Source organism: Dinoroseobacter sp. S124A, from assembly GCF_049801015.1.
GTDB lineage: Bacteria > Pseudomonadota > Alphaproteobacteria > Rhodobacterales > Rhodobacteraceae > Dinoroseobacter.
In genome coordinates, this window is the sequence record NZ_JBNAGD010000009.1 from 94,201 (window position 1) to 112,989 (window position 18,789).

The 18,789-nt window shown below is 64.9% G+C and carries 19 protein-coding genes; 12 read left to right on the forward strand and 7 right to left on the reverse strand.

The window, feature by feature from the left end:
- Positions 1 to 112 precede the first annotated feature (112 nt).
- Positions 113 to 802, forward strand: a complete 690-nt coding sequence (rpe, locus tag ACP15I_RS19305; RefSeq protein WP_424976299.1) for a ribulose-phosphate 3-epimerase — start codon at positions 113 to 115, stop codon at positions 800 to 802.
- On the opposite strand, the gene ACP15I_RS19310 is transcribed toward rpe, so the two are convergent.
- Positions 793 to 1,110, reverse strand: coding sequence for a hypothetical protein (locus ACP15I_RS19310; RefSeq protein WP_424967997.1), 318 nt, complete (start codon positions 1,108 to 1,110; stop codon positions 793 to 795). The two genes, rpe and ACP15I_RS19310, sit on opposite strands and share 10 nt — an antisense overlap.
- A gap of 112 nt (positions 1,111 to 1,222) precedes the next feature.
- Complete coding sequence (locus ACP15I_RS19315) at positions 1,223 to 1,879, reverse strand: GntR family transcriptional regulator (protein ID WP_424976300.1); 657 nt, start codon at positions 1,877 to 1,879, stop codon at positions 1,223 to 1,225.
- A gap of 140 nt (positions 1,880 to 2,019) precedes the next feature.
- On the opposite strand from ACP15I_RS19315, the gene dctP reads away from it, so the two are divergent.
- From dctP to ACP15I_RS19345, 6 genes are all read left to right on the forward strand, one after another.
- Positions 2,020 to 3,003: a TRAP transporter substrate-binding protein DctP gene (gene dctP, locus ACP15I_RS19320; RefSeq protein WP_424967995.1), complete on the forward strand. Its 984-nt coding sequence runs from the start codon at positions 2,020 to 2,022 to the stop codon at positions 3,001 to 3,003.
- Between the two features lie 75 nt (positions 3,004 to 3,078).
- A complete protein-coding gene (locus ACP15I_RS19325; RefSeq protein ID WP_424967994.1) occupies positions 3,079 to 3,630 on the forward strand; it encodes a TRAP transporter small permease subunit in 552 nt (183 codons plus the stop codon).
- Entirely contained in the window at positions 3,630 to 4,946 is a 1,317-nt protein-coding gene (locus ACP15I_RS19330; protein WP_424967993.1) for a TRAP transporter large permease, read from the forward strand. Before ACP15I_RS19325 ends, ACP15I_RS19330 begins: the two co-directional genes overlap by 1 nt.
- Positions 4,943 to 6,196 (forward strand): malonyl-CoA decarboxylase, encoded by a 1,254-nt coding sequence (locus ACP15I_RS19335; protein WP_424976301.1) that lies wholly within the window; start codon positions 4,943 to 4,945, stop codon positions 6,194 to 6,196. The genes ACP15I_RS19330 and ACP15I_RS19335 overlap by 4 nt, the downstream gene beginning before the upstream one ends.
- A complete protein-coding gene (locus ACP15I_RS19340; RefSeq protein WP_424976302.1) occupies positions 6,193 to 7,704 on the forward strand; it encodes a malonate--CoA ligase in 1,512 nt (503 codons plus the stop codon). The genes ACP15I_RS19335 and ACP15I_RS19340 overlap by 4 nt, the downstream gene beginning before the upstream one ends.
- Before the next feature lie 137 nt (positions 7,705 to 7,841).
- Positions 7,842 to 8,357: a hypothetical protein gene (locus ACP15I_RS19345; RefSeq protein ID WP_424976303.1), complete on the forward strand. Its 516-nt coding sequence runs from the start codon at positions 7,842 to 7,844 to the stop codon at positions 8,355 to 8,357.
- Positions 8,358 to 8,408: 51 nt separating this feature from the next.
- Here ACP15I_RS19345 and ACP15I_RS19350 read toward each other — a convergent pair whose 3' ends face one another.
- Together ACP15I_RS19350 and pnp are read right to left on the reverse strand one after the other, a co-directional pair.
- Positions 8,409 to 10,856 carry a mechanosensitive ion channel domain-containing protein gene (locus ACP15I_RS19350; protein ID WP_424976304.1) on the reverse strand — a complete coding sequence of 816 codons (2,448 nt, stop codon included), beginning with the start codon at positions 10,854 to 10,856 and terminating at the stop codon, positions 8,409 to 8,411.
- 162 nt (positions 10,857 to 11,018) lie between these two features.
- Positions 11,019 to 13,154 carry a polyribonucleotide nucleotidyltransferase gene (pnp, locus tag ACP15I_RS19355; RefSeq protein ID WP_424976305.1) on the reverse strand — a complete coding sequence of 712 codons (2,136 nt, stop codon included), beginning with the start codon at positions 13,152 to 13,154 and terminating at the stop codon, positions 11,019 to 11,021.
- A gap of 223 nt (positions 13,155 to 13,377) precedes the next feature.
- Here pnp and ACP15I_RS19360 point away from each other — a divergent pair, with 223 nt between their 5' ends.
- From ACP15I_RS19360 to ACP15I_RS19370, 3 genes are all read left to right on the forward strand, one after another.
- The gene (locus tag ACP15I_RS19360) at positions 13,378 to 14,295 is read left to right on the forward strand and encodes an endonuclease/exonuclease/phosphatase family protein (protein ID WP_424976306.1); all 918 of its coding nucleotides are present in this window, start codon (positions 13,378 to 13,380) and stop codon (positions 14,293 to 14,295) included.
- Between the two features lie 78 nt (positions 14,296 to 14,373).
- Positions 14,374 to 14,934, forward strand: a complete 561-nt coding sequence (locus ACP15I_RS19365; protein WP_424976307.1) for a helix-turn-helix domain-containing protein — start codon at positions 14,374 to 14,376, stop codon at positions 14,932 to 14,934.
- Complete coding sequence (locus ACP15I_RS19370) at positions 14,931 to 15,464, forward strand: GNAT family N-acetyltransferase (RefSeq protein WP_424976308.1); 534 nt, start codon at positions 14,931 to 14,933, stop codon at positions 15,462 to 15,464. The genes ACP15I_RS19365 and ACP15I_RS19370 overlap by 4 nt, the downstream gene beginning before the upstream one ends.
- An 88-nt stretch (positions 15,465 to 15,552) precedes the next feature.
- Here ACP15I_RS19370 and rpsO read toward each other — a convergent pair whose 3' ends face one another.
- Positions 15,553 to 15,822, reverse strand: coding sequence for a 30S ribosomal protein S15 (gene rpsO / locus ACP15I_RS19375; RefSeq protein ID WP_424967982.1), 270 nt, complete (start codon positions 15,820 to 15,822; stop codon positions 15,553 to 15,555).
- A 211-nt stretch (positions 15,823 to 16,033) separates the two neighbouring features.
- Between rpsO and ACP15I_RS19380 the strand changes: the two genes are divergently transcribed.
- Positions 16,034 to 16,747 (forward strand): hypothetical protein, encoded by a 714-nt coding sequence (locus ACP15I_RS19380; RefSeq protein WP_424976309.1) that lies wholly within the window; start codon positions 16,034 to 16,036, stop codon positions 16,745 to 16,747.
- Here the strand turns inward: ACP15I_RS19380 and ACP15I_RS19385 are convergent.
- Complete coding sequence (locus ACP15I_RS19385) at positions 16,744 to 17,631, reverse strand: alpha/beta fold hydrolase (RefSeq protein WP_424976310.1); 888 nt, start codon at positions 17,629 to 17,631, stop codon at positions 16,744 to 16,746. The two genes, ACP15I_RS19380 and ACP15I_RS19385, sit on opposite strands and share 4 nt — an antisense overlap.
- On the reverse strand, positions 17,628 to 18,143 hold the full coding sequence (locus tag ACP15I_RS19390; RefSeq protein WP_424976311.1) for a DUF1643 domain-containing protein: 516 nt from the start codon (positions 18,141 to 18,143) through the stop codon (positions 17,628 to 17,630). Before ACP15I_RS19390 ends, ACP15I_RS19385 begins: the two co-directional genes overlap by 4 nt.
- Positions 18,144 to 18,370: 227 nt before the next feature.
- Here ACP15I_RS19390 and ACP15I_RS19395 point away from each other — a divergent pair, with 227 nt between their 5' ends.
- Entirely contained in the window at positions 18,371 to 18,748 is a 378-nt protein-coding gene (locus ACP15I_RS19395; RefSeq protein ID WP_424967978.1) for a hypothetical protein, read from the forward strand.
- The last annotated feature ends 41 nt before the right edge of the window (positions 18,749 to 18,789 follow it).

Consider the following 18,789-nt stretch of genomic DNA (forward strand, 5'->3'; position numbering starts at 1 on the left):
CCCCGCTGCCCGTGCCGGGCCGCCCCCCGGAGTATTTCAGGAACAATGAAGAGGGCGGGCTGATTGATCCTCGCTGCTGCGCGAGCTAAGGAGCGCGCAAAGGAGACCGCCCATGGCTTTTGACCGCTCGATCAAGATCGCCCCGTCCATCCTGGCCGCTGATTTCGCAAATTTTGGCGCGGAATGCGCCGCCGTCGAAGCGCAGGGCGCGGATTGGGTTCATGTGGATGTGATGGATGGGCATTTCGTGCCGAACATCACCTTTGGCCCGGCGACCTGCGCCGCGATCCGGCCCCATATCAAGGGGGTGATGGATGTCCATCTGATGATCGCACCAGTCGATCCCTATATCGAGGCTTTTGCGCAATCCGGGGCGGATGTGATCACCGCCCATCTGGAGGCCGGGCCCCATATTCACCGCACCCTGCAGGCGATCCGCGGGGCGGGGGCCAAGGCGGGGCTCGCGCTGAACCCGGGGACCGGGCTTGGTGATATGGCCCATCTGCTGGACATGGTGGATCTGGTCTGCGTGATGACCGTCAACCCGGGCTTTGGCGGGCAGAAATTCATCGATCTGAGCGCCAAGATCCGCGACCTGCGCGCGATGATCGGGGACCGTCCGATCCATATCGAAATCGATGGCGGCGTGACCCCGATCACGGCACCTCTGGTGGCGGAGGCCGGGGCGGATGTGCTGGTGGCCGGCTCCGCCGTGTTCAAGGGGGGATCGGTGTGTGATCCGGCCCCGTACGGCGCCAATATCGCGGCGATCCGGGCCGCCGCCGAAGCCGCTCAGTCCTGACCGGGCAATTCCGAGAGCCAGAGCGCGCGCAGGGTCTCGCCATCGGGGAGGGGCGCGTTGCGCGCCTCATAGGCAAACAGATCCGCGGCGATCATTGCGGCCAGACGGTAGAGCGCGGGGACCTTGGCGTCGCCGGACATATCCTCCAGCCCGCTGGCGGCCGAGGTGATCGCGAAGACGAGGGCGAGGCCGCTGGCCTCAGGGAACTCCTCGGCCAAGGCGCGGGCCAGCTCGTAATCGACGCCCTCGGCGCTGGCCACACGTTCCAACACCGACGCGATCATGCGATCTGTGAAAATCTCTGTCATCCCTGCGCACCTAACAAACTCGTCCTGAAATCCACCCACGGGATGGTCGACGGAGAGCTTTAGCGCAAAAAACAGCTGATCTCAAATCCCGGAGCGGTGGAAAGGCGCGCGTTTATTCGGCGACCTGCTTCAATCCGGCCAGGAGGTGATGGAATTTCTCGCCCTGCACGGCCACGTGATCGCGCAGGATGGCCGCCGCGGCATCGCCGTCAGCGGCGGTCAGGGCGGCGACGATCTGTTTGTGTTCGGCCATGGATTGGGCCAGACGTCCGCGCAATTGCAACTGCATCCGGCGGAAGGGTTTGAGCCGCTTATGCAGGCGTTCCACGTCGTTCTGCAGGTAGGAATTGCCACATTCCGCGTAGATGATCCGGTGAAAGCGCTCGTTCTCGGCATAGTAGCCATCGCTGTCTCCGGCGGCCACGGCCTCGGCGCAGGTGGCGTTTGCGGCCTCCAGCGCAGCCAGGGCGGACTCGGAGATCCGGGGAGCGGCGAGGCGACCGCAGGCGGCCTCAAGCTCGGCCATGTATTCAAAGAGGGCGACCAGTTCCATCGGTCCCGGATGGCGAACAAAGACCCCGCGACGGGGGATTTGTTCAACAAGCCCGGCGGTTCCAAGTTGATGAAATGCTTCGCGAATCGGGGTGCGGGAGACGTTGAAATGGGCTGCGAGCTTGATCTCGTTCAACCTGTCGCCGTCGGCGAAGGCGCCGGTGAGGATCATGTTCTCCAGCTCAAGGGCGATGGTATCGGCGCGGCGCGTCTCCATTCGGGGATGATGCCCCGCATGGCGATAGAATGCAATGGTGCAAAAATTGTATACAATATGATTGACAGATGCCCGTGCCTCCCTAAGCTTAAGGTTAGCGCGCCCGAGCGAGATGCGGCGCGGATAAGGGAGGAAACGACATGAAATCATCTTTGCTGGCCGCCGTTGCGGCAACAGCCCTGGGATTGGCCACCACTGCGGGGGCAACCGAATTGCGCCTGTCGCATCAGTGGTCGAACAAGGATATCCGTCATCAGGTCGCCCAGATCGTGGCCGATGAAGTGGCCGCGGCGGATGTGGATCTCGAGATCAAGATCTTCGGTTCGCAATCGCTCTTCAAGGCCCGGGAGCAGTACAAGCCCCTGTCGCGCGGACAGCTCGACATGACGGTCTTTCCGCTCAGCTATGCAGGCGGGCAGCAGCCGGCCTTCAACCTGACCCTGATGCCAGGGCTGGTAAAGAACCATGACCATGCCGCGCGTCTTAACGAGAGTGCCTTCATGGACGCGATCGAGGCCAAGATGGCCGAAGATGACGTGATGGTTCTGGTCCATGGCTATCTGGCCGGCGGTTTTGTCGGCAAGGACAAGTGCATCACGGCGCCGTCGGATGTGCAGGGGATGCAGACCCGCGCGGCGGGCAAGGCGTTCGAGCAGATGCTGGCAGGCGCGGGCGCGTCCATCGCCTCCATGGCAAGCTCCGAGATCTACAATGCAATGCAAACCGGCGTTCTGAACGCGGCGAATACCTCGTCGAGCTCCTTCGTCTCCTACCGGATCTACGAGCAGGTCGCCTGCTACACGCCGGCCTCGGATTTCGCACTGTGGTTCATGTATCAACCGCTTCTGATGAACAAATCCACCTTTGACGGGCTGAACGAGGCGCAGCAGGCCGCGCTGATGGCCGGGGCCGCCAAGGCCGAGGCGCATTACCTCGAAGAAGCCAAGAAGCAGGACGCCGCCTCGGCGGAAGTCTTTGAAAAGGCCGGGGTCGAGATCGCCGCCATGAGCCAGGAAGACTTCGACGCCTGGCGTTCGCTGGCGCAGGAGACCTCCTACGCGAAGTTCATCGAGGACACGCCGGGCGGCCAGGAGCTGCTGGATCTGGCGCTGTCGGTCGAGTGATCGATACCTGAACCGCTCGGGGCGGCGCCCGCCGCCGCCCCCATTCCCCGGAATTCCAAGAACTGAGGTCAGTCCATGGCAGGGCAAAGCTCTGCTGCCGTGGCCCGGACAGGGGGAAACCCCTTCCTGAAGGCTGTGGCAGCTCTCTCGACACTCGCCGGTTGGCTCTCGGCTTCGATGATTGTCATCGCGGTCGGCCTGACCTGTCAGATGATCTTCATCCGCTTCGTGCTGAACGGCTCGACGGTGTGGCAGACCGAAGCGGTGATCTACCTCGTAGTGGCCGCGACCCTGATCGGGCTGCCTTATGTCCAGCGCCTGCGCGGGCATGTGAATGTGGATCTGATCCCGCTGATGATGGGCCCGCGCCTGCGCCGGGGCATGGCGATCTTCACCCTGAGCATGTCGATCCTGATCATCGGGGTCATGCTGTTTTACGGGTTCGAGTACTGGCATTTCGCCTGGGATCGGGGCTGGCGCTCGGACACGGTCTGGGGCCCGAAGCTCTGGATCCCCTATCTCGCGATCCCGCTGGGCTTTGGCCTGCTGATGCTGCAGCTCATCGCCGATCTGGTGGCGGTCCTGCTGCGGATCGATACGCCCTTCGGACTTGAGGAGGACGCGTAATGGATCCCCTCACGCTGGGCGCGCTGGTCGCCTTTGCCACCATCATTGTCCTGTTTTCCGGCGTTTCCGTGGCCATTGGCCTGCTGATCGTCTCCGCCGGGTTCCTGATCGTCTTCGACGGCATGCGCTCGCTGGAGCTGATGCCCGAGATTTTCTTCGGCAAGCTCGACAATTTCGCGCTGCTGTCGATCCCGATGTTCATCATCATGGGCGCCTCGATTGCCTCCACGCGAGCGGGGGCCGACCTCTATGAGGCGTTGGAGCGCTGGCTGACCCGGGTGCCCGGGGGGCTGGTGATTTCCAATCTCGGGGCCTGCGCGCTGTTTGCGGCCATGTCCGGGTCCAGCCCGGCCACCTGTGCCGCCATCGGCAAGATGGGCATCCCCGAGATGCGCAAGCGCGGCTACCCGGACGGGGTCGCCGCAGGCTCCATCGCGGCGGGGGGCACGCTGGGCATCTTGATCCCGCCCTCGGTCACCATGATCGTCTATGGCATCGCGACCGAAACCTCGATTGGCCGCCTCTTCCTCGCCGGGGTCTTTCCCGGGCTGCTGCTGGTCGGACTTTTCATGGCCTGGTCACTCTATTCCACGTGGAAATCCGGGAACACCGCCGTGATGTCTCGCACGGTCTATACTTGGAAGGAAAAGCTCGAGATCCTGCCCCGCGTCCTGCCCTTTATCGGGATCATCATCGGCGTGCTCTACGCCATGTATGGCGGGATCGCGACACCCTCCGAGACGGCGGCGGTGGGGGCCCTCCTGTGCCTGCTGATCGCAATGATCATCTACAAGCTCTGGGCGCCCTCCGCCCTCTGGACGGTGCTGCGCGACAGTACCAAGGAAAGCGTGATGATCCTGTTCATCATCGCGGCGGCGGGCGTGTTTTCCTACATGCTGTCCAGCCTCTTCATCACCCAGGCCATCGCCGAGTGGATCGGCACGCTGGAGGTCAATCGCTGGGTCCTGATGGCGGCGATCAACGTCTTCCTTCTGGTGGCGGGCTTCTTCCTGCCGCCCGTGGCGGTGATCCTGATGACGGCGCCAGTGCTGTTGCCGATCATCACCACCGCCGGGTTCGACCCGATCTGGTTCGCGGTGATCCTGACGATCAATATGGAGATCGGGCTGATCTCGCCGCCCGTGGGGCTGAACCTCTATGTGATCAATGGCATCGCGCCGGATATCAAGCTCAAGACCATCCTGATGGGCTCGCTGCCTTTCGTGGCCTGCATGGTGATCGCGATCCTGATCCTCTGCGTCTTTCCGGGCATCGCGACCTGGCTGCCTGACGCGGTCATGGGGCCCAGCTTTTGAGCGTGATGGCGGATCTTCTCGGCACGCTCTTTGAGCGGCGCTACAGGGCCGGTGCGCCCGATGGCCGGTCCTTGCCCGAGCTCAGCCGCGCCTTGGTCGAGACCCGGGCCGAGGGGACGGGCGGGGCGCTGGCCCATGCCCTGCTCGATCGCTACGCGGCGGCGGGGCGGGACGAACGACAGGACTGGTTTCGCTTCCTCGCCGAGGAGATGGATCTCGACCTCGCCGCTCTGGAGGAGGCCCTGGCCGCCTTTGGCACGGACCGCGATGCCGGGGCCTATCGCCGGTTCGCAGCCCTGAGTGAGCCGCCCCGGCAAGAGCTGGCCCGCCGTCTGAACCAGGTGCAGGGCGCCACGGCACAGCTTGTGGCCATGCGCGCCGATCTGCTGAGCATGCTGGGCGAGGACCCGGCGCTGGCGCGCGTCGATCTCGATTTCCGGCATCTCTTCAAGAGCTGGTTCAACCGCGGCTTTCTCGTGCTGCGGCCCATCACCTGGGAAAGCCCGGCCCATATTCTCGAAAAGATCATCGCCTATGAAGCTGTCCACGCCATCGACAGCTGGGACGACCTGCGCCGCCGGCTGGAACCGGAGGACCGCCGCTGTTTCGCGTTCTTCCACCCGGCCATGCCCGATGAACCGCTGATCTTTGTCGAGGTCGCCCTGCTCGACGGGGTGCCGGGCTCGATCCAGGCTCTGCTTGCGGCGGAACGGGTCGAGATGGACCCGGCGCAGGCGACCACGGCGGCGTTCTATTCGATCTCGAACTGTCAGGCCGGGCTCGCCGGGATCTCCTTCGGGAACTTCCTGATCAAGCAGGTGGTGCGCGACCTGCAGCGGGAATTGCCGCAGATCTCGAATTTCGTCACCCTCTCGCCTCTGCCGGGGCTGAAGGGCTGGGTGGCCGAGGCCGGTCTGGACTGGCCCGAAGCCCCCGAGGCGCAGCGCGCCCTCGCCGCCCATTACCTGACCCAGGTCAAGGGGCGCGGGGCGGGGCCGCGCGACCCGGTGGCCCGCTTCCATCTGGGCAATGGCGCGCTGATCCACGCGCTCCATGCGGCGGCGGATCTGTCCGAGAATGGCCGTGCCCAATCCGGTGGGGTGATGGTGAACTACCTTTACGATCTCGACCGGATCACCGACAACCACACCGCCTATGCCAGCGACGCGCGGATCGTCACGACCCGCGATGTGGCCGCCCTTGCCAAGCGCGCGCCCGCCGCCGACCTGAAAGAGAAGACCGAGATATGACCAATCCGCTGTATGACGCCCTGTTCGGTGCCCATATCGGGAGCGCAGCGCCGTTCCTCCACCTGCCCGATGGCAGCACCCAGAGCCACGGCGACTTCGTGGCCCTGGCCGCCCGCTACGCGGCTACGCTGACGGGGCAGGGGCTCGCCCCCGGAGACCGGCTCGCGGTGCAGGTCGAGAAATCCCCCGAGGCGCTGGCGGTCTACGCCGCCTGTGTGCAGGCGGGGATCGTCTTCCTGCCGCTCAACACCGCCTATACCCCGGCGGAGGTCAGCTATTTCGTCGGCAATTCCGGGGCGAAACTCGTGCTGTGCGACCCCCGGGCCGAGGCCGGGCTTGCCCCCGTCGCCGCCGAGGCGGGCGCTGCCCTCCTGACCTTGGGAGGCGCGGGCGAGGGCAGCTTTGCCGAGGCCGCCGCGCAAGCCCCCGCAGAGTTCGAAACCGTGCCCCGCACGCGTGAGGATCTGGCGGCGTTTCTCTACACCTCGGGCACGACGGGCCGGTCCAAGGGCGCGATGCTGAGCCAGGAGAACCTGCTGTCCAATGCCGAGGTGCTGATCGACTATTGGCGCTTCACGGCGGAGGACACGCTGCTCCACGCCCTGCCGATTTTCCATACCCATGGGCTGTTCGTGGCGACGAACATCACGTTGCTGGCGGGCGGGTCGATGATCTTCCTGCCGAAATTTGACACGGATGCGATGATCGCGGCCCTGCCGCGCGCCACCTCGATGATGGGGGTACCGACCTTTTACACGCGGCTGCTGGCCGATGCGCGGTTCAACAAGGATCTGGTCGCTCATATGCGGCTTTTCGTGTCCGGCTCGGCCCCTCTCCTTGCGGAGACACACCGGGAATTCGAGGACCGCACCGGGCACCGGATCCTCGAACGCTACGGCATGACCGAGACCAACATGAACACCTCGAACCCCTATGACGGCGCGCGCCGCGCGGGCACGGTGGGGCATCCTTTGCCGGGGATCGAGCTCAAGATCACCGATCCCGAGACCGGGGTCGAGCTGGCTCAGGGCGAGATCGGGCAGATCGAAGTGCGCGGGCCCAATGTCTTTCAGGGCTACTGGCAGATGCCGGAAAAGACCGCCGCCGAGCTGCGCGCGGACGGGTTCTTCATCACCGGCGATCTCGGGTTGATCGATGATCAGGGCTATGTGCAGATCGTCGGGCGGGGCAAGGACCTGATCATTTCCGGGGGCTACAATATCTATCCCAAGGAGGTGGAGCTGGCTCTGGATCAGGCGCCGGGCGTTCTGGAATCCGCGGTGATCGGTGTGCCCCATCCGGATTTCGGCGAGAGTGTCGTGGGCGTGCTTGTGCCCCGGGGTGGGGCGGAGATCGATCTGGAAGCCGTGGCCGACCAGATCACGACCGAGCTCGCCCGGTTCAAGCAACCGCGCAAGCTGGTGGTGATGGACGCGCTGCCGCGCAACACCATGGGAAAGGTCCAGAAGAACGTCCTGCGGGACCAGTTCGCCGACGCGTTTTCCTGAGCGGTGCCTCGGAAAATCCGCAAATTCAACATGAATACGGCGCATTTCGCCGGACGCGCCTAGGCCTTTTGCAAGGCTTTCTGCCTATCCCGAGGGGGCCCGACCAGCCCCGGCGGGCCAGCAGAAGGAGACGGCCCATGCTGTCTGTTCAAGGTGGTGTGCCACCTTCCCCAAGCGCGAGTTTGGGGGCCAAACCCCTGTCCGAGACGCAACAGCAAGGCTTGGACGACCTCTTGTCGAACTACGACGCAGAGACATTGTCCGATGAGGACGCCCGGAGCCTCGTCGAAGGGATCCGTGATCTCGAGATCCAGCGCGGTGCCGCGCTGACCGAGGCACTCGGATCTGCCGGATTCGATGCCCGTGAACTGGCCGCGCAGGCCGGGATTGCGGGCAAGCCCGGCGGCGGCGGTGGCCCCGGTGGCGCGGGCGGTCCGCCCCCCGGCGGTGGCGGAGGCGGCGGTCCCGGGGGGGCGCAAGGGTCGAAGGGCCCGGACAGTGCCGCGGTCCAGACCCTGCAATCCATTGTCGAACAGTTGGAGGAAGAGGCCTCCGAGACCGACGCGGAGACGGATTTCAGCAGCCTCTTGCAGCAAGCGCTTGAGGATGCGGGGATCGACACCTCGCAGCCCATTCTGGATTTCCGGGCCTAGCCCCGCAGACGTCCTGTCGTCCCGTGGTGGGGGCGCTCGGTCCGGGGCGGGTTACCGTCCCGGATCGTCGCCATCGCTGGCGGGCACGTCCAGCACTTGCGGCCCGCTGGCATCGGGGACCGCATCGGCCACCGGATGGGCCTGCGACGCTTCGGGACTGCTTGTCTGCATCATCACATGCACCGGTGGGGCCTTGCCCTTGCGATCCTCGCCGAAATAGATCGTCTGATGCGGGAAGGGGATCTCGATCCCGCGTTCGTCGAAGATCCGCTTGAGGATCAGGTTATAGGCCCGCCCCACGCCCCATTGCTTGCCCGGCTGGGTCTTGATCCGCGCGCGCAGCACGATCGCGCTGTCACCAAAGGAATTCAGGCCGAACCATTCCAGATCCCCCAGCAGGAAGGCCCCCTGTTCGGGATCGGCACGCAGCTCTTCGAATGCGTCGAACATCGCCTGTTTCGAGACCTCGATATCCTCGCGATAGGCCACGCCCATATCGCAAACGTAAAACGAGAACTCGCGCATGTAGTTCGAGATCATCGAGGCCGAGGAGAAGGGGATCATATGGACGACCCCCTGCACGTCACGCAGGGTGACCGAGCGCACGGTGAGCTTCTCGACCGCGCCGACCACACCGCCCACATCCACCACATCCCCGACATTCATCGCGTTCTCGAACTGGATGAAGACGCCGGTGATGATATCCTCGACCAGCTTCTGCGCGCCGAAGGAGATGGCGAGCCCCAGCACCCCGGCAGAGGCCAGGAGCGGGCCGATATTCAGGCCCAGCTCGGACAGGGTGAACATCGCCCCGAAAATCACCAACACGATGGTCACCGCGTTGCGCAGCAGTGTGAGCAGGGTGATCATGCGCGGCGTCGGGGCGGTGCCGACAAACGGGTTGAGCTGGTAATCCACCCAGGACGAAATCGCCAGATAGACCAGCGTCACGAGGATCGTCGCAAAGGCCACACCGAAGAGGGCGCTGATGAAGTTGGCCCCAGCCGCCGAGGCGAGATATCCGCTCAAATCGAAACCACCCAGCACATCGAGCACGCCGAGCACGACCACCGCCACGATACCGATCCGGATCACGATCAACGTGGCAGGCAGCAGCCGGTTGAGCCGCCCCGCCAGAAGGGGCAGGCGGCTGTCAACCATCTGTGGCAGGCGCACACGACGCCGGGTGGCGCGGCGGGCGAGGGCCGTTGCCGTCCCTCCCGCCGCGATGATCGCCAGGACCTTGACCGTATCAATGGCCAGCGGGCCCAGAACATTGCCCGGCCGGGTCAGCACGACCGTCAGCAGATAGCCGAGATAGAGTAGCACCGGCCAATGCCAGCGGATGGCGAAGAAGGCCAACACCTCGTCCAGCGTGGCGTCCTCCTCGGAATTCCGGGTCAACCATTTCGCCACAGCCTTGCGATAGCGCAGCACAACGATAAGCAGATAGAGGATCACCACCGCGCCCAGCAGGGTCGAAACCGCCCGCCCGATGAAGATCGAGGTCTCGGCGGTGACCACCGGCACGGCCACCAGCTGCCCGTACCCGGCCAGTCCGATGGCAAAGGCCAGCATGCGCTGCATCCGGCGCGCCGCCTTGTCTCCGACCGCGATCAGGCGCAGGTCTCTGGACCGGGGTGTCAGGACAAAGCGCGACGGGATCTTGAGCGTCTCGACTAGCACAAAGGCCGCGAAAAAGGCGGTCTGCGCGGTGCTGAAGGTCGCGCCGCCCTCACCGTTTTCCATCAGGAATGTCACCGCGGTGACGCCGATCACCCCGGCAATGGGGATGGCGAGGGTAATGATTGCGGTGCCGACCAGCCGCAGGATGAGCCGGTAGAACCAGTTGGCGCTGATGGCGCGCCGTCCAAGGGCGCGCAGCATGGGCCGGGTTGCCAGCCGCAGCGCGATGAGCGCGGCATAGCTGATGAGCACCGCCTCGGCCAGATCGCGGATCACCGAGAGGATGATCTCGGTTTCGAACCCCCGCAAGGCGAGCATCAGGGTCGTCGGGATCCGGTTCACCCGGGCCACGAAATCACGTACGTCCGACGCCACTTCGGTACGCAACTGATGCACCAGCCGGGTTGAGAAATTCCCCTCTGGCGCGGTGCTCGTCGTGGTCGGTGGAGCGACCTCGGAGGGGGAAACTGCGCTGCGTGGGCCTGCGCCGCCCTGGGTTTCATCTACGGGCGGGCTTTCGCCTGCGGCCTGTTCCAGCTGGGCGATCAGAGCGGCGCGCGCCGCATCATCCTGCAGGATATCGATCAGGGCCTGAGTGGGGTCCTGCGGCGTCGGCTCCGGTTCTGGCGCGTCACTGGCCGCGGGCTCGCTGGTGCTGCTGCCGCCGCCGATCCCGGGGATCGGGAAGGTCGATTGGGCTGCGGCCTGAACCGCCCAGAGGGCCGCAAAGAGCGCCAGTGCAAGGACCAGAAGAGCCGCTCGGAACGTATCGGCGGGGCGCGCCTGCGGTACAGGGGGGAGGGTCGTCGGCATTGGGGCACTCAAGCGATGAATCAAAAGGACAGATCGACAGAGGCCGATCCCGGATCTGCAACATGAACCATCGGGGCAGGGCCGCCAAGGCCCAAGGCCGCAAAAGCAAACACCCCCGGCAAGGGGCCGGGGGTGCTCGCAGTTTCGCAAAGGCAGGGCCGCTTAGTCGGCGGGCGCTTCCTTCTTGACCTCTTCACCGGTCTCCTGATCGACGACCTTCATCGACAGGCGCACCTTGCCGCGATCATCAAAGCCCAGAAGCTTGACCTTCACTTCCTGACCTTCCTTCAGAACATCCGACGGATGGTTCAGGCGGCGGTTCTCGATCTGGGACACATGGACCAGACCGTCGCGCTTGCCGAAGAAGTTCACGAAGGCACCGAAATCGACGATCTTCACCACGGTCCCGGTATAGACCTTGCCCTCTTCGGGCTCGGCCACGATCGAGTGGATCATCTCATAGGCCTTCTTGATCGCTTCGCCATTGGCGGAAGCAATCTTGATGATGCCGTCATCGTTGATGTCCACTTTCGCGCCGGAGGTTTCCACGATCTCGCGGATGACCTTGCCGCCGGAACCGATGACTTCGCGAATCTTGTCGGTCGGGATCTGCATGGTTTCGATGCGGGGCGCGTGCTCGGAGAATTCCGAACGCCCCTCGGAGAGGGCTTGTGCCATCTCACCGAGGATGTGCAGACGACCGGCTTTCGCTTGGTCGAGGGCCTTTTCCATGATCTCGGGCGTGATGCCTGCAACCTTGATGTCCATCTGCAGCGAGGTGATGCCGTCCTCGGTCCCTGCCACCTTGAAGTCCATGTCGCCGAGGTGATCCTCGTCGCCAAGGATGTCGGTCAGAACCGCGTAGGAGCCGTCATCTTCAAGGATCAGGCCCATGGCTACACCGGCGACCGGTGCCTTGAGCGGAACGCCCGCATCCATCATGGACAGCGACCCACCACAAACCGATGCCATCGAGCTGGAGCCGTTGGATTCGGTGATCTCCGACACGATGCGGATCGTGTAGGGGAAGTCGGTTGCCGCGGGCAGAACCGCCTGCAGCGCGCGCCATGCGAGCTTGCCGTGGCCGATCTCACGCCGTCCCGGAGGGCCAAAGCGACCCACTTCGCCGACCGAGTAGGGCGGGAAGTTGTAGTGCAGCAGGAAGTTGGATTTGAAATTGCCATGCAGCGCGTCGATGAACTGCTCATCGTCGCCCGTGCCCAGCGTGGTGACCACGAGGCCCTGGGTCTCGCCGCGCGTGAACAGCGCCGAGCCGTGGGTTCGGGGCAGAAGGCCCGCTTCGGCCACGATCGGCCGCACGGTGTCCAGCGCGCGCCCGTCGATCCGGCGGCCATTCTTGACCACGTCGCCGCGCAGGATGCTGGATTCCAGCTTCTTCATGGCGGAGCCGAGGTTCGGATCGGTCTGCTCGTCATCGCTCAGGGTGCTGAGGATCGCGTCCCGCGCCGCAGAGATCGCGGAGACCCGCTCCTGCTTGTCGGAAATCGCGAAGGCGGCGCGCATCTGCTCTTCGCCGGCTGCTTTGATCTTGCCATAAAGCTCGGAGTAATCCGGCGCTTGGAAATCGAAGGGCTCTTTCGCGGCGTCTTCGGCCAGATCGATGATCAGGTCGATGACCGGCTGCATCTGCTCGTGACCGAACTTCACAGCACCCAGCATCTCGGCTTCGCTGAGCTCATAGGCCTCGGATTCCACCATCATGACGGCGTCCTTGGTGCCTGCCACGACGAGGTCCAGACGCTGATCGGGGTTCGACCGCAGGTCCTGCATGTCGTCCACGACCGGGTTCAGGACGTATTCGCCATCCTCAAAGCCCACGCGCGCGCCGGCGATCGGACCCATGAAGGGCACGCCGGAAATGGTCAGCGCAGCCGAGGCCGCGATCATCGCAACGATATCCGGGTCGTTTTCCAGATCGTGGGACAGCACGGTGCAGATCACCAGCACTTCGTTCTTGAACCCGTCGACAAAGAGCGGGCGGATAGGACGGTCGATGAGACGGCTGGTCAGCGTCTCTTTCTCGGTCGGGCGCGCCTCGCGCTTGAAGAAACCACCGGGGATCTTACCGGCGGCATAGTATTTCTCGTTGTAGTGAACGGTCAGCGGGAAGAAATCCTGACCCGGCTTCTGGGCCCGGGCATAGGTAACGGCCGCCATCACGGAGGTCTCGCCATAGGTGGCGATCACGCAGCCATCGGCCTGACGGGCGATCTTGCCCGTCTCGAGGGTCAGCGTATCTTCCCCCCATTCCATTGTCTTTTTGACTTCTTTGAACATCTGTTTTTCCTGTAGGGGAGCACTCCCGGCCTTCCGGGTCTCCCGTTCATGTGGCGGCCCCATTGCCGCCGACCCCTGTCCTTCGCATCACGCCGGGGTCCGAGCGTCACGTCTCAGATGCGCGGCAGATACACGTTTTGCAGCGCCAAGAAAACAGGCAATCTTTGCGCGCTAACAGGATGCGGTATTTTCGCCGTAGGCAGCGGCACAAAAGGGAGCGGCGATGCGGCGGGTTTTGAAAGGGCTGGTCTTTGGGCTGGTGGGATTGGCGCTGGCGGCCTGTGCCCAGGTCTGGCGCCATTCGGGCACGGCGTCCTTGGCCGGGGCTCCGGCCGATGCGCTGCGGCTGGCCAGCTACAACGTGCATTACATCGTTCTGTCGCAGGCCGACGGGCCCTGGTCTCGCGGCGATTGGGAGCGGCGCAAGCGCCCGCTCGATGCGGCCTTCAAGGCTTTGGACGCGGATCTCGTGGCCTTTCAGGAGATGGAGAGCTTTCAGAACGGCTCGGATGGCAGTGTCAATCTGGCCCGCGACTGGCTGCTGGCGGAAAACCCGGGCTATGCGGCGACCCACCATGGCGATTGGCGGCAGGTCCCCCAGACCCAGCCGATCTTTTACCGCGCGGACCGGCTCGCACCGCTGGACGAGGGCTGGTTCTTCTTCTCGGACACACCGGACGTGATCTATTCGCGGACCTTCAACGGGTCCTGGCCCGCCTTTGCCTCCTGGGCGCGGTTCCGCGATCTGCAAAGCGGCGAAGAGCTGCGCGTGGTCAATGTCCATTTCGAGTTCAAGAGCGGCTCGAACCGGCGGCTCTCGGCAGCGTTGGTGGGCGAGCGGCTGGCCGCGCCGCTCGCGGCGGGGGAGCGGGTGATGCTGGTCGGGGACCTGAATGCGCGGCTGGGGGCAACCACGGTCGAGATCCTTGAGGCGGCGGGCTGGGATTTCCTGCCGGTCGCGGGCGCGACGTATCACTTCAACCGGGGGCTCAATCTTTTTGGCGCGATCGACCATATCGCGCTGGCCGGTCCGGTGGCGGCGCTTGGTCCGCCGGTGGTCCTGCGCCAGCAATTCGAGGGCGAGTGGCCGACCGACCATTACCCGCTGGTGGCGGATCTGGCCCTGAGCGGCCCGCCCTGACGCGCGCGCTGGGCGTTCGCTGCGCAGCTGCCGCATCGGATCTTGCCTGATATCCCAGATTTGGGATAAGTCTCGGATATGAGATTCGAGACTTCTTCCGAAACAACCCGGCTGGCCAGCCATCTGCGCGATCTGAGGGTCCGCCACGGCCTCACCCTTGCCAGCCTTGCCGACCGCAGCGGCGTGAGCCGGGCCAGCCTGTCGCGCATCGAAAACGCCGAAGTGAGTCCAACCGCCGAGACCCTCGGGCGGCTGGCGACGGTCTATGCCCTGCCCATTTCGCATCTTCTTGGGCCCTTGGAACAGGGGTTCCAGCCGGTGATGAGGCGGGCGGATCAGGCGGTCTGGCAGGATCCGACGCATGGCTTTGAGCGCCGCAGCGTGTCGCCGCCGAACGGGACGCTGTCCATCGAGTTGATTGAAGGCACATTGAAGGCGGGGCAGCGCATTGCCTATGACGCCCCCGCCATCCCCGGGCAGGAGCATCACGTCTATGTCCTGTCGGGAGAGATGGCGATCACGGTCGAAGGCACACCCCATCACCTGCGTTCGGGAGATTGCCTGCGCTATGTCCTGTTCGGCGAGACGGTCTTCGAGACCAGCCATGCCCCCTGCAAATACGTGATCGCGCTGTCATGACGGATCAGACATGTGACATACGCCCAATCTCACCCGCCGATCTTGTTCATCAGTTCGAGGATCTCTGCGGCTTGCTGCGGGACTGTGTGCAGGAGGGTGCGGCGATCGGGTTTCTGGCGGCGATTACCCAGGAGGAGGCGGAGCGCTTCTGGCGGCGCGATATCGGCGCGGCCCTGGCGAGCGGGGAGCGTGTGCTGCTGGGGGCCTATCTCGGCAGACGTCTCGTCGGGACCGTGCAGGTGATCCTGGCCATGCCTCAAAACCAGCCGCACCGCGCGGAGATCGCCAAGATGATGGTCCATCCGCAGAGCCGCCGCCGCCGCGTGGGCCACGCCCTGATGGACAGAGCGCTTGCCGAGGCGCGCAGCGCGGGCAGGACGCTCGTGACGCTGGATACCCGCACGGGCGATGTCTCTGAGCTGTTCTATGACAGCGTCGGGTTCCAGAAGGCAGGCGTGATCCCGGACTATGCCTATGATCCGGACGGACAGACCCTGCATGGCACGACGCTGATGTACCGCGCCGTCTGAGGCACCACCGCGCGGCGCGCGATATGATCCGGACACAAAAAAGCCCGCTCTTTCGAGCGGGCCTTGGTCGGTTCTGTCGCTGGTGCGCTTAGCGGCGCAGGCCCAGGGACGAGATCAGCTTCTGGTAGCGCGCTTCGTCCTTGCCGCGCACATAGTCCAGCAGCTTGCGGCGCTGGGCCACGAGCTTGAGAAGGCCACGACGGGAGTGGTTGTCCTTCTTGTGGGTCTTGAAGTGCTCGGTCAGGGTGGAGATGCGGCTCGACAGGATCGCGATTTGCACCTCGGGGGAGCCGGTGTCGCCCTCCTTGGTCGCGTATTCCTTGATGAGGCGTGTTTTTTCTTCGATCGTGATCGACATCGGGATCTCCTGTTCAGGTTTGTGTGACGGCACAAGCCGGGATGTCGTCCAGCAGGGCCCATATAAGTGTCCCCCTCCCTGCGGGCAGGTCAGGCGGATGCGCGCATATAGGAAATATCGCGGGCCTTGAAAACCCCTTTTTCCGGCGGCGATCTGCCCTGAGGGCCGCAGGGCGATGGACCCCGGCCCGGGCGGCGGGATAGGGTGTGGCATGTTCAGACCTCTCGCGCTTCTCGTCGCCCTGCTCACCCTGACCTTCGTGCTCTCGCCACTGGCCAGCCCGCCCTTCACCGGGTTTCGCCCGGATCAGCTCCCGGTGCCGCAGGTCGACCCACCTGTGCAGCCTGCGGGCTATGCCTTCGCGATCTGGGGCGTGATCTACCTCTGGCTGGTGGCCTCTGCGGGGTTTGGCCTGTTCCGGCGGGCCCAGGCGCAGGATTGGGATCATGTCCGCTGGCCGCTCATTGTCAGTCTCGCGGCGGGCACGCCCTGGCTGTTTGTGGCGACGCGCTCGGCGCTGGGGGCCTTCGTGCTGATCTTCGTGATGCTGATCCCGGCGATTGTCGCGCTGTTGCGGGCGCCGTCCCGTGACCGGATCTGGCTGCGCACGCCGCTCGCGCTCTATGCCGGATGGCTGACGGCAGCCTCCTGCGTGTCGCTGGCCACGGTGGCTGCGGGATATGGGCTGTGGTTCGGGGAGGGGGTCTGGGCGGTGATCGCGCTTGCCTTGGCATTCGCCATCGCGCGCTGGGTGCAGCCCAAACGCCCCGAGACGCCCGAATATTCGGCCACGGTGATCTGGGCGCTGGTTGCCGTAGTCATCGCCAATGGCAGCAACCAGCCGGGCATCGCGGCCCTGGCGGCGGCGGGCGCGGTCGGGCTCGGCTTGCTCTACTGGACGGATCGGCACCCGCGCGGGGTCTAGGCCTCGGCAAAAAAGGGCAGAAAGGTCTCGAGCACCGCCTCGGGCACCTCTTCCATGGCGAAATGCCCTGACTGGCAGGAGGCATCGCGCACATTCTCGGCCCAATCGCGCCAATGCCCCGCCGGATCGCCGGTCTGGGCCGGGAAACCGCCCTCGGCCCAGAGGAACATCAGCGGCGCCGCGATCTTGCGCCCGGCGGCTGCGTCCGCGTCATCCAGCGCCCGGTCATAGGTCGCGCCCGCCCGGTAATCGGCGCACATGGCATGGATCCGCGCCGGATCACGGGCCTGGGCGCGGTAGCCGGCCAGCGCGTCGGGGGTAAAGACCTCCAGCGACTTCGCCTTGGTCCAGGTCTGCAGGGTCCAATCCATATAGGCTTCGGGATCCGCGCCGATCATCCGCTCGGGCAGCGGCGCAGGCTGGGCGAGGAAGGTCCAGTGATAGGCCTTCATGGCGAGCTCTGCGGTCCAGCTGGCCCAGAACGGCCCTGTTGGGACGATCTCGATGATGCCGAGACGGTCCACGCGGTCGGGATGGTCGAGCGCGAGCCGGTAGGTCACCCGCCCACCCCGGTCATGGCCGAGGATATGGGCGCGTTCGATGCCCATCTGGTCCAGCAGGCCGATGATATCCAGCGCCATGGTGCGCTTGGCATAGACCGAATGCTCGGCGTCATCCTCAGGCGCGTCGCTGTCGCCATAGCCGCGCAAATCCGGCACGATCACCCGGAAATGCTTGGCCAGTTCCGGCGCGACCTTGGTCCAGCAGGCATGATTCTGCGGATATCCATGGAGAAGGACCAGCGGCGCGCCGTTGCCCGCCTCATGCACCGAGAGGCGGAGACCGTTGGTGTCGACAAAGCGCTGCGTGAAGCCAGGGATCATGCGGGATCCTCCCAGGGTCGGGGGTGTTCGGAGTAAGAGATATAGAGAGGGTGTTTCGGATGCCCGGCCTTGCTCAGCCCCAGATGGGTCAGGGGCCGGTCGGTCTGGCGCAACAGCCGCGCGACGGCTGGACCGCGGTCGAGATGGGCGCCATGGGTGCCCCAGGCGCAGAGCACGGTCTCGGCCCAATCTGCCCCCTCAAGGATCGCTGCGTCATTGGCGGGCCCGACCGGATCGGCGGCGGCGCGCATGGCCTTGGGGTCCGTATCGCGCCAGGCAAAGATGTTGCAGACCCGAAAGCCGCCATAGCCGAGCGCCCGGGCGCGGCGCTCGCAGCGCTCCACCGTGGGGTCGTTCTGCACCTCCGTGGCGGTGGAAGGGTTCAGCATCACGAAGAGAATGCGACCGCCCTCGGGCTCCCAGATGCGGGTGAGGGCGTAGCGGTAGCGCTCGCAATCGGAATAGACCGCGACCGAGGCCGCATCGTTTTTCTGGTGGGTGCGGGTGATCATGGCCCGGTTGTGCCCCTTGCCCCCGGGCGGGTCAACGGCAGTTGGCCGGGCCTTGGGCGCTTGGCCCGCTGGCGGTTGGGCGCGCAGGGTGTGTCGGGGGCGGGCGGAGGCGTCTTTGGACGCTTTGCCTGTCGATCCCCGAGCTTTCGCAGTCGTCAAGCGGGGCTTGGAGTTCTACTCTCGGCCGGACATGAGGCCCGTCACAAGGCGGAGTTCAAGGACAGCGGATGAACCTGATCACAAGTCTCGCAGTCGGATACGCGATCGCCTGTCTCGGTGTCATCGGGTTTCAGATCGCCCTGATCGCCGGAGCACCCTGGGGCCGGATCACCCAAGGGGGCAAACATCAGGGTGCCTTGCCGATCTCCGGGCGGGTTGCGGCGTTTGTGTCGATCTTCATCCTCGCGGCCATGGCCTGCGCGATCCTCTCGGCTGTGGGCATCTGGCCCAATTGGCCGCGTTGGACCGGGCGGGTCGCGCTCGGGGTGCAGGCTTTGGTGACGCTGGTAAATTGGATCACGCCGTCAAAACCCGAACGGATGCTCTGGGGGCCAGTGGAATCGGTCTTGCTGGCGATGGCGACTGTGGTGGTTCTGGTCACGTGACCGCGTTTGCCGGACACGCAGGACGATCACGCTGAGCGCAT